Source organism: Acinetobacter stercoris (genome assembly GCF_900323515.1).
In the GTDB taxonomy this organism is placed as follows: domain Bacteria; phylum Pseudomonadota; class Gammaproteobacteria; order Pseudomonadales; family Moraxellaceae; genus Acinetobacter; species Acinetobacter stercoris.
This window is the reverse complement of record NZ_OOGT01000123.1, coordinates 1-11,707: the sequence shown is the minus strand read 5'-3', so window position 1 is coordinate 11,707 and position 11,707 is coordinate 1. Positions and strand designations below refer to the sequence as shown.

The following is an 11,707-nucleotide window of genomic DNA, read 5'->3' as shown; positions in this document are numbered from 1 at the left end:
TATTAACTTATTAAATTAAAAAAAATTTATTAGGTTAATTCAGTCAAATAGTTTGTAAGGGATGAACAAAATGACAGATAAGATTAAGTTAAACCCCAATAATACTTGGTTTGAACTTAAAACAACGGATGAAGATTGGAATAACGCTGATGCTGGATTATTAGAAAGCATGCTAGTTCAGCTCAATCTTATTCGTGCATTTGAAGAAAAAGTCTTGGAACTTGCTGCCGAAGGTTTAGTTCATGGACCAGCCCATTCCAGTATTGGACAGGAAGGTGGAGCTGTGGGTTCGATCATTACACTCACAGCTCAAGATAAAGTCAATGGATCACATCGTGGACATCATCAGTTTCTAGCCAAAGTATTCAGTTATTTACGTCCAGATGGTATTCGTATAAATGATGAATTTGGAGAGGATTTAGAGAATGCTCTGCAACGAACATTGGCTGAAATTCTGGGATTGGCACAAGGCTTTTGTAAAGGGCGTGGTGGTTCAATGCATTTACAATGGATTGAAGCTGGTGCAATGGGTACAAATGCAATCGTAGGTGGAGGAGTACCTATGGCTGCTGGTGCTGCATGGGCACAAAAGCATGCTGGAACTGATGCTGTTTCGATTACCTATTTTGGAGATGGTGCAACCAATATAGGTTCAGTATTAGAAAGTATGAACTTGGCTGCTGCCTGGCAATTACCTGTATGTTTTTTTATTGAAAACAATCAGTATGCAATCTCAACGACACTAGCTGAATCAACAGCAGAACCTCGTCTTTCAGCCCGAGGTGCTGGGTTTAATATTACCAGTTGGAAGGTTGATGGCATGGATCCTTTGGCAGTTCATCTGGCAACTCAAGAAGCTCTGGCACATATGCGTAGTGGAAAAGGTCCAACAATTATTGAAGCAGATGTATATCGTTATCTGCATCAAAATGGTCCATATCCTGGTAGCGTATTTGGTTATCGCAGCAAGGAAGAGGAAGAAGAGTGGAAAAAGCGTGATTCAATTTTACAGATCGAAAAACATCTTATGGCTAGAGGTTTGGCGACTGAGGAACAGCTAAAACAGTTACGTGAAAGAAGTTTGTCAATAATGACTCAAATTACATCACGATTAACTGAAACAATCGAGGGTGGGAAACGTAAAATTCGCGATGATTTATGGCCTTCAGAGGATTTTGTAAATGTTGGAATCAGAGGGGATTTAAAAGAACTAGAAGGTGCGCAAACTTTTGAAGAATCGACTTATACCTTAGCTAAAGTAAAACGTAAGTTTATCGATGCGGTCGCAAGTGTAATGGATCGCCGCATGGAACTTGATAATAGTATTGTAGTAATGGGAGAAGATATTCATCGTTTAAAAGGTGGAACAAATGGAGCAACTAAAGGATTAAAAGATAAATATCCTGACCGTATTCTAGGAACACCAATCAGTGAAAATGCTTTTACAGGATTAGGTTGTGGTATTGCCATTGATGAGCGGTTTAAGCCTGTAGTGGAATATATGTATGCTGATTTCATGTGGGTTGCTGCAGATCAGCTCTTTAATCAGATCGGTAAAGCACGTCACATGTTTGGTAATCAGGTCAATGTACCATTAGTGCTACGTTCTAAAGCAGGGACAGGAACGGGTTATGGATCGCAACATTCAATGGAGCCTGCTGGTATTTTTGCAACCAATCCAGGCTGGAGAATTGTTGCTCCATCGACACCATTTGATTATATCGGATTAATGAATTTTGCTTTGCAATGTAAAGATCCAGTAATAGTGATTGAACATGTTGATTTATATAATCAAAGTGGTGAAATCCCTGAGGATAATCTAGATTATCAAATTCCGTTTGGTAAAGCTTCCATTCGTCGTGAAGGTAATGAGCTAACAGTGCTTACATACCTGTCCATGGTAAAAACCAGTCTTGAAGCAGTTGAAGAAACAGGAATTGATGCGGAAGTGATTGATTTACGTTTCCTGGATAGGGCAAGCCTGGATTGGGAAACCATCGAGTCAAGTATTCGTAAAACCAATAATGTTTTAATTGTAGAGCAAGGAACTCAAGGAACATCTTACGGAGCATGGTTGGCAGACGAACTGCAACGTCGTTATTTTGATTGGTTAGATCAGCCTATTCAACGTGTACATGGTGCTGAAGCAGCGCCTAGTGTTTCAAAGGTATTAGAGGCAGCTGCTATAGCCAAAAAAAGCAATGTAATAGAGGGATTAAAAAACATAATGCGGGATAAAGGAGAGCCTGTATGAAACTATCTATAGATTTAGATCATTTTTATTTATAGTAAAGGATGCTCCAATGTCAAAATTATTATATATGCCAGAAATATTGGCAAATACAACACATGCAACAATTAATAAATGGCTGGTGAAAGCCGGTGATCATATAGCAGCAGGGCAAGCTATTGCTGAGGTAGAAACTGATAAAGCAGTTATAGAGTTAACAGCAGAAGAAGATACTATTATTAGTCAATTAATGATTAATGAAGGTATAGAAGTAGAGGTAGGCACTGCAATTGCTCAACTTAATGGTGATGGAAATGAAGTACTAACAACGGCTGCCCAGCCAGAAATAATTCAAGAGATTAAAAATACTCAAAATTCAGTTCAACAGTTGACTGAAAATAAAGAACAATCGACTTATACAGAAAAATCAGAACGTATTTTTGCATCACCGTTAGCAAAACGTTTAGCAAAACAGAAACAACTGGATTTAACGACTTTATCGGGCAGTGGACCTAGAGGACGCATAGTCAAAAGGGATATAGAAATCGCTTTGTCTAATCATACCACCAAGCAGGCAGAATCATATTCCGATCCATTATCCATGGATATTAGAGATAATCCTGTTGCCTACGATGAAATTCCACTTAGTTCGATGCGAAAAACCATCGCCCGTCGTTTAACTGAAAGTAAAACAAATGTTCCACATTTTTACTTAAATGTCGAATGTCAGGTAGATGCGTTACTTGAATTACGTCAACAAATCAATGCTGTTTCAGATGAGAAAATTTCAGTGAATGATATTGTAGTTAAAGCAGTTGCTTTAGCATTACAACAAGTGCCAGAAATGAACGCACGTTGGGCAGAAACTGCGATTCATCAGTATCACAATGTCGATATCAGTATTGCTGTAGCAACTGAAAAAGGTTTAATCACACCTGTATTAAAGAATGCAGAAATCAAATCATTGTCCGTTATTCATTCTGAAATAACTGAATTGGCTGAACTTGCTCGTGATGGAAAGTTAGCTCCTGATCAATATCAAGGTGGGAGTTTCAGTATTAGTAACTTAGGGATGTATGGAGTATCTGATTTCAATGCAATTATTAACCCACCTCAGTCTGGAATTTTAGCAGTAGGGACAATTCAGAAAAAACCTGTGGTTGTTGATGACAACATCCAGATTGCTTCTGTAATGCGATGTAGCTTATCTGTTGATCATCGAATTGTTGATGGAGCAATTGCTGCTCAATGGTTAAAGACTTTCCAAACGCTCATTGAGCAACCATTGAAACTTTTGATCTGAAAGAGTATTGATAATGAATGATCAACATTTTGATTTAGTTGTTATTGGCGGTGGTCCAGGTGGTTATGTGGCTGCTATCCGTGCCAGCCAATTAGGAATGAAAACGGGCTTGATTGAAAAAGCCGAACTTGGTGGAATATGCCTGAATTGGGGCTGTATTCCTACGAAGGCTATGCTGCGAAGTGCTGATGTATTTCGCTTGGTTAAAAGTGCTGAAGATTTTGGAATTACTGTTGATGAAGCAAAAATTGATTTAGATAAAATTGTTGTTAGATCAAGAGAAGTTTCTAAAAAGTTACAACAAGGTGTACAAGGACTACTCAAGAAAAATAAAGTGACTGTTTTTCATGCAGAAGCCCGGCTTTTAGGTCATGGTAAACTCACACTCAAGACACAAATCAACCAGCAGACTATATCTGCAAAACATATCATTTTGGCGACAGGAGCTAGAGCCAAGGCTATCCCAAATATGCAAGTAGATGGAAAATATTTTTGGAGCTATAGGGAAGCTTTAGTCCCAAAGAACATTCCAAAAAGCTTGGTCATCGTTGGAGCAGGTGCTATAGGCATTGAATTTGCCTGTTTCTATCAAGCACTGGGTACAAAAGTTACTGTAATTGAATTGGCTGATCGCGTTTTGCCACAGGAAGATGAGGATATTTCTAAAAGTATTGAAATCGAACTCAAAAAATCGGGTATTACAATATTTACTGGATGCAAAATTTCTCATCATAAAATTGTACATGATCATGTTGAATTAACATTAGAAGGCCTGTCTTCAGAAAAAATAAGGACTGAGACCGTGCTTTTATCGGTTGGTATTTCTGCAAATTCGGAAAATTTAGGTTTAGAGAATACCAAAATCAAGCTAGATCGTGGTCATGTCATTACAGATGAGTTTTGCCAAACAGCAGAACCTAATGTTTATGCGATTGGTGACCTTGCGGGTCCACCATGGCTAGCACATAAAGCCAGTCATGAAGGAATTTTATGTGTTGAAAAGATCATGGGATTGGAGACTCATGCATTAGATCCTAAAAAAATTGCAGCATGTACTTATAGTCATCCACAAGTTGCAAGTTTAGGATATACAGAAACTCAAGCTTGGGAATCAGGTAAAAAATTTAAAGTTGGAAAATTTCCTTTTGCTGCAAATGGCAAAGCTATAGCAATGGGAGCTACAGCTGGTTTTATCAAGGTTATTTTTGATGAAACAAGTGGTGAATTACTTGGTGCACATATGATCGGTGATGAAGTTACTGAAATGATCAACGGTTATGCATTTGCACAGACATTAGAAACAACTGAACACGAGCTGATACAGACAATCATTCCTCATCCTACAATGTCAGAGAGTATGCATGAGGCAGTATTAGCTGCTTATAATCGTGTGATACATCAATAAATATCGAGTTGCATAATGAGCGATTTATTGAACAAATATCACGAAATAAATTATTTATTAAAAATAACTTGTCATCTTTAAAAACTGAGCGTATTGTTATTGGCAATGAATTATTTTTTGATATAAAGATGTTAAAGCAACCAATGATCGTAAACGCATATTACTTTTGGCAATTTTTTAAATAGTTGCCTAAACGCGTTTGGGCAAAAAAATGGTTGCCCATCAAACTCAAGAACCTGATCGGCAACCCTGATCAGGTTTTTTTATGCTTTATAAAATATTTTGGAGATTAAAATGAACTTTGTAACTTATTCATATTTTAGCAACACATATTGGTTTTACTTTAGTCAGTTCATGACTCAAGCCTTGCAATCGAATACCCCCCATAAGCTCAAATAAGAGATCGGACTGATTAAAAGTCCAAAGGATGAACCAATGAATAGTTTAAATAATGCCTTAAATCAAATAAAATCAAATGAAACGATTTTAAGTTTACCTTGTGAATTAAAACAAACTCTCCCTTTGAATCATGCTTTTGCTCGTCAGATTAAATCGCATAGAGAAACTATACAAAATATTTTATCAGGAACTGATCCACGCCTTTTAGTGATTATTGGCCCATGTTCAATTCATGATCATGATGCCGCACTTGAATACGCAAAAAATTTAAAAGAATTACAAGATAAAATTTCAGACCAAATCTTTTTAGTAATGCGGGCGTATATTGAAAAACCAAGAACTACAGTAGGTTGGAAAGGGTATATGTATGACCCTGATCTTGATCAGTCTTCAAATTTACAATTAGGTCTGGAAAAATCACGTAAGCTTTATTTAGATATTATTGAACTGGGGCTACCGATTGCCAGTGAGATTTTAAGTCCAATGGCGACAGCATATTTTGATGATTTACTCGCATGGGGTGCAATCGGAGCACGTACTAGTGAATCGCAAATTCATCGTGAAATTTCAAGCTATATGCCTTACAGCATTGGCTTTAAAAATGGTACTGATGGTTCGATCCAGATTGCATTAGATGCGATCCAGTCTGCATCAAAACAGCATCAGTTTTTGGGAATGAATCAGCAAGGCTTACCTAGTATTTTACAGAGTCAAGGCAACCCTTACCCGCATCTGATTTTACGTGGTGCCAATCATGGTCCGAATTATGACTTGCAATCAATAGAAAAAATTCGTTCGAAAATTTCTGGAAATTTACCAGCACTTGTAATTGATTGTAGTCATGGTAATAGCGCTAAAGATCCATTGCGTCAACCTGAAATTTTACAGCAAATTATCCTTGAACGTCGTCTGACTCATGTACGTGGAGTAATGCTAGAAAGTCATTTAGTTGATGGAAATCAGAAGATTTCATGTGATATGACCTATGGTCAATCGATTACAGATGGATGCCTTGGGTGGGAAAAAACGCAGGCAGCATTACTTAATGCAGCAACAATATTAAAGATTGATACTTTAAAAAGGAGTGCTTAAGTTTTATTCTTGAAACTTTGGCTATGAAAAAATGCGGATTTAAAAAACCGCATTTTTTATTTTTACAGCATAAAAATTTAACATTATGATAATAAAACATTGTTCTAAATCATATGAAATATCATGATAATATGAACTTAAATAATAAAGAGCTATAACAATGGATAATTTTGATTTAGAACAAAGGGATAATGATCAATTAAGTCAAAGTTCAACATTACCCATGCCTGTGTTATTTCTTGGTCATGGTTCACCAATGAATGCAATAATTGAAAATGAATTCTCAATATCATGGAAAAAATTAGGGAAAAGCTTAGTAAAACCCAAAGCAATTTTGTGTATTTCAGCACATTGGATCACCCAAAAAGGAACAGCTGTCACCGCAATGCAGAAACCCAGAACAATTCATGATTTTGGAGGATTTCCACAAGCATTATTTGATCTACAATATCCGGCAGAAGGTTCAAAAAAACTAGCAAAAGAGGTGATTTCAAGTATCCGAATAACGAAAGTTCAGGCAGATTTCTCCTGGGGGCTTGATCATGGTACATGGAGTATACTGCATCATATGTATCCGGAGGCAGATATACCAGTGGTTCAATTGAGCCTGGATTATGGACAGACTGCACTTTTTCATTATCAACTTGGGCAAGAATTGAGAAAATTAAGGCGACAGGGGGTATTAATTATGGCAAGCGGTAATATGATTCATAATTTACATTTAATCGCTTGGGAAAAAAGACATTTGAACGAATATGGATATGATTGGGCGATTGAAGCCAATGAAAAAATGAAAGTGGCACTAGTAGAAAAAAAACACCGTGTATTACTGGATTGGCAAAATCAGGGCACAGCTTTCGAAAATGCAATACCTACTCCAGATCATTATTATCCAATGTTATATGTACTTGGCATTCAGGAACCACAGGATCAGCTAACAATCTTTAATGACCGTCTCGTTGGTGGTTCACTGGGTATGACTTCCTTTCGTCTAGATTTTCAAACATAAAAAAATCAGCATGGCTGCTGATTTTTTGTGAAATAATATAATTTATAGACCAGATTCATATTCAGTATTGCTAAGCAAGTTTTCAATATCTGCAATATTATGAGGTTTGATTTTATAGATCCAGCCTTTACCGTATGGATCTTCATTTACAAAATCAGGATCATCACTCAAATCATTATTGGCTTCAACAACAATTCCAGAAACAGGTGCATGAATATCAGAAGCAGTTTTTACAGATTCAACGACACCAACTGGTTGCCCTGCCGTAATTTCAGTTCCAACAGTTGGTGATTCAACATAAACCAGATCACCTAATGCATCTTGTGCATGGTCTGAAATTCCAGTAACCACAAGATCACCTTCAACTTTCACCCATTCATGTGTTTTTGCATACTTCAAGTCTGAAGGATGATTCATGATGTCTCCTTAATCTCTATTTTTAAGCAGTGTAACAATTTGGTTAAGTATATCAAAAGTTTTTTATAAATAAGGATCTTTACGCCAGCTACTTGGACTACGTCCGCTCCAACGCTTAAATGCTCGGCTAAAATTGGCTACATCACTATAACCAAGCTCATCAGCAATTTGCTCTAATGAATAATCTGTACGTGATAGAAGGGATGTTGCATGACGATAACGGACTTCATCAACTAAAGTTGAAAATGAGGTTCCTTCGGCAGCCAACTGTCTTTTTAATGTACGGTCTGACATATGCAAGCGATCAGCGACATTTTCGATACTTAAATAGTGCTGTTCAGAGTGGGTCAATATGTCACGCACACGCATTGCCAGGCGTCGTCTTTCCCCAAGAGCCGATAACTCTGCTTCACATTGATTAATGGCGATCTGGCTAGAGATCGGATCTGCGTTGACCATCTTAAGACCTAAATATTTCTTGTCGAAACTGGCCAGTAAATGTGGTTGATCAAATCTAAATTGATGAGTAGGGCTAAGTTTAATATATTTATCAAATCCTTCAGGTTTTGGGAAATCAAAATCAATATCACCTTCCAGAGAATTTATTCCTGTCAGGGCTTTAGCCATTGTCATGATACCAAAAGTCAGGCCTGTTACGATTTCAGTGCGCAAAGGTTCCATATCTATATCACATTGCAACTGTAAAGTTGCTTTTTCACCAAAGGTAGAAAAGTAAAGCTGGAGAAAAGGCATCCTGAGCTGGATAAATCGATTTGCCAGTACCAGTGCATCAGTAATATCTTGTGCTGTCATAATGGCATAGCCAATAAAACCATGGATAGAAATACGCATCTGGTTACCCAAATGAAAACCCAGTGTACTTTCACCTGTGATTTTTAAAGCGTGTTTTACAAGCTCATTAGCAACATTAACAGGAATACGGCAATCAGGTTCAGCTAGCTCTTCACTTGTAAAGTGAAAAGGGGCGAATAAGGTTTCAGCACTATATCCCCATCGTGATACAACATCTAATAATAAAAGTCCATAAACACCAGGAATTCCCTGATCTTGACGAGCTGAGACTGTTTTCATTTGCTTTCCATTGCTCTCAACATATTATTTTTCGAGTTACATTCACATATTGGCATAAATTAAAATTTGATTCACTTAAATTGTTCGACAAAACACTAAGATACAGATGGATTAAATTCTCTTTTAAAAACGATGATTTTTGTAGTTGAAATGAGTAGAACATCATCATATTGGTTTTTTGCTTGCGTGACATAAGTCACAATAGCGCGATCATTTTTAGTTTTTGATGGTGTAATTGCAACAACTTCCACATCAACGTGTATTTTATCACCAGGTCGGGTTGGGCGTGGCCAACGAAGACTTGATTCAGAACCAATCAAGCCATAGGCTACAGGAAAGCATTCTGTCCAGAGACGCATGGTGACAGCACCAGTATGCCATCCGCTTGCTGCGATTCCCTCAAAGACTGGATGATCCTTGGCTTTTACTTCATCTGTATGAAAAACTTGGGGATCATACATTTGTCCAAATTGTTTAATTTCCTCCAGCGTCATTTCATATTCCCGGCTTTTAAAATGATCGCCAACTTTAATATCTTCCAAATACAACATGTTATGCTTGTTCCTTATCTTTATTACTGTGTTGTTCTACCAAAAAACCACCAGTTTGTCTTTGCCATAATTGCGCATAAATACCATTTTGGGCAATAAGTTCCTCATGCGTGCCTTGCTCTGCAATGTGACCTTGATCCAATACGATTAAACGATCCATTTGAGCAATGGTGGATAAGCGATGAGCAATGGCTATAACAGTTTTACCAGCCATCAAGTCATCCAGACTGGACTGAATTGCAGCTTCAACCTCAGAATCCAGTGCACTAGTTGCTTCATCCAAAATCAGGATAGGCGCATCTTTGAGAAAAACCCTTGCAATCGCAATACGCTGACGTTGTCCACCAGACAGCTTGACCCCACGTTCACCTACATAAGCATCATATCCCTTACGACCTCGTAAATCACTGAGTTGAGGGATAAATTCATCAGCTTTTGCTTTTCTGACAGCATCAAACATTTCTTCATCAGTCGCATCAGGGCGACCATACTTTATGTTCTCTGCAACGGTACGATGCAAAAGAGATGTATCTTGAGTAACTAAAGCAATATTTTTTCGCAAACTATCCTGAGTTACATCTTCAATATTTTGACCGTCAATTGTAATACGACCTTGGTTAATACGATAAAAATGCAATAACAGTTGGATCAGTGTAGATTTACCAGCACCTGAACGTCCTACGATACCAATTTTTTCACCAGATTTAATATCTAGACTGAAATGGTCAATCACATTTTTTTGATTATAAGCAAAACTTATATTTTCAAACTTAATATTGCCATGTTCAACAATCAAGGGTTTTGCATCTGTTTTATCTTGGATATTGATTGGTCTACCCAAAGTTGTCATACCATCCTGAATAGTCCCTACATTTTCAAACAGTGCAGAAGTTTGCCACATCATAAACTCAGCCATACTGTTGAGCTTTAATATCATGGCTGTTGTTGCAGCTACAACACCTATGGCTGCTTGACCTTGCATCCATAACCATACAGCAGTACCCAATACACCAAAAAATAAAACTGCTGTAAGTAAATTGATACAGATCTCATACTGTGCGCCCAAACGCATTTGCATAAAGACTGTACGCATAAACTCTTGCATGGAAGCTTTGGCATATCGACTTTCACGTCCTGCATGTGCAAAAAGTTTTACTGTTTGGATATTGGTATAAGCGTCAGTTACACGACCTGTCATCACTGCACGGGCATCTGCTTGTTCTTTAGAAATCTTCCCTAACCGGGGGATAAAATAACTCGCAGCAGAAACGAATAATATTAACCATAATAATAAAGGTATAAGTAAAATAGGGGAGATTCCACCGAGCACGACACTGATAGTAATAAAATAAATGATGACATAGGTCACCATATCACCCAAAATTATCCAGAACTCTCTGACAGCTAAAGCCGTTTGCATGACTTTTGAAGACAAACGACCAGCGAAATCATTATGGAAAAAATCAAGACTCTGCTGAAGTAACAAATTATGAAAACGCCAACGCAGTCTCATCGGGAAACTACTATATAGAATTTGATGGCGAACTATAGACTGCGCACTTGCAAAAAAAATGTTGGCTAATAATAAAAATGCTAGAAATTTTAGATTTGAAGAATGATTCTGAACAAAATTATTCGGTGTAGATTGAGTCATCCAATCTACCAAGTGACCAATTTGAGAAAAGAATATTGCTTCAAAGCTTGCTGTAGCAGCTGTAAACAAAATTAGAATAAGTAAATATCTCTTTACACCGCTCGCAGCTTGCCAAACAAATGCAAAAAAAGTCTTTGGCAATGGTTCAGTTAAGCCTTTAGATGGATAAGGATTAACCAGTTTTTCAAACCACTGTAATATCATCTTTGCATTCCAGTCTATTCATATTTTGGTCGTAACTATTTCATTAGAGGAGGTAATATTAACTGTTAACAATATAAATACGTATACAAAATCAATCTGCCGAAGTTAAACCGATCGTAAGATAAAAGTATGGCTATTCATTGAAATTTTGTAGAAGGACAAATGATTAGCCCCGTATTTAAATCAAAATATTATTCCCAATAAACATAAAGATTTATGTTGTTAGAATAGCAGAAATTCCACTAAAAATTTGTGGAAAAGTTTTAAAATAGGTTACAAATAAAAGTTATAGTTATTATTTCAACTCGCAATGTATTTAACATTTTAGTTGAATAAAATTAACCATATACA

General features: G+C 37.1%; 9 protein-coding genes. 5 read left to right on the top strand and 4 right to left on the bottom strand.

Annotated elements, in window-relative coordinates; all coding sequences use genetic code 11:
* Positions 1 to 70: 70 nt before the first annotated feature.
* From KPC_RS12635 to ygiD, 5 genes are all read left to right on the top strand, one after another.
* Positions 71 to 2,254 (top strand): alpha-ketoacid dehydrogenase subunit alpha/beta, encoded by a 2,184-nt coding sequence (locus tag KPC_RS12635; protein WP_121974719.1) that lies wholly within the window; start codon positions 71 to 73, stop codon positions 2,252 to 2,254.
* A gap of 49 nt (positions 2,255 to 2,303) precedes the next feature.
* Positions 2,304 to 3,533 carry a pyruvate dehydrogenase complex dihydrolipoamide acetyltransferase gene (locus KPC_RS12630; protein ID WP_121974718.1) on the top strand — a complete coding sequence of 410 codons (1,230 nt, stop codon included), beginning with the start codon at positions 2,304 to 2,306 and terminating at the stop codon, positions 3,531 to 3,533.
* Between the two features lie 13 nt (positions 3,534 to 3,546).
* Positions 3,547 to 4,938: a dihydrolipoyl dehydrogenase gene (lpdA, locus tag KPC_RS12625; protein WP_121974717.1), complete on the top strand. Its 1,392-nt coding sequence runs from the start codon at positions 3,547 to 3,549 to the stop codon at positions 4,936 to 4,938.
* A gap of 435 nt (positions 4,939 to 5,373) precedes the next feature.
* Positions 5,374 to 6,429, top strand: a complete 1,056-nt coding sequence (locus tag KPC_RS12620; RefSeq protein WP_121974716.1) for a 3-deoxy-7-phosphoheptulonate synthase — start codon at positions 5,374 to 5,376, stop codon at positions 6,427 to 6,429.
* A gap of 160 nt (positions 6,430 to 6,589) precedes the next feature.
* Positions 6,590 to 7,438, top strand: coding sequence for a 4,5-DOPA-extradiol-dioxygenase (gene ygiD / locus KPC_RS12615; protein ID WP_121974715.1), 849 nt, complete (start codon positions 6,590 to 6,592; stop codon positions 7,436 to 7,438).
* Positions 7,439 to 7,480: 42 nt separating this feature from the next.
* On the opposite strand, the gene gcvH is transcribed toward ygiD, so the two are convergent.
* From gcvH to KPC_RS12595, 4 genes are all read right to left on the bottom strand, one after another.
* Complete coding sequence (gcvH, locus tag KPC_RS12610; RefSeq protein WP_121974714.1) at positions 7,481 to 7,855, bottom strand: glycine cleavage system protein GcvH; 375 nt, start codon at positions 7,853 to 7,855, stop codon at positions 7,481 to 7,483.
* Between the two features lie 63 nt (positions 7,856 to 7,918).
* A complete protein-coding gene (locus KPC_RS12605; protein ID WP_121974713.1) occupies positions 7,919 to 8,947 on the bottom strand; it encodes an AraC family transcriptional regulator in 1,029 nt (342 codons plus the stop codon).
* 95 nt (positions 8,948 to 9,042) lie between these two features.
* Positions 9,043 to 9,498, bottom strand: coding sequence for a MaoC family dehydratase (locus KPC_RS12600; protein WP_121974712.1), 456 nt, complete (start codon positions 9,496 to 9,498; stop codon positions 9,043 to 9,045).
* Between the two features lies 1 nt (position 9,499).
* Positions 9,500 to 11,353 carry an ABC transporter ATP-binding protein gene (locus KPC_RS12595; protein ID WP_171334487.1) on the bottom strand — a complete coding sequence of 618 codons (1,854 nt, stop codon included), beginning with the start codon at positions 11,351 to 11,353 and terminating at the stop codon, positions 9,500 to 9,502.
* Between the last annotated feature and the right edge of the window lie 354 nt (positions 11,354 to 11,707).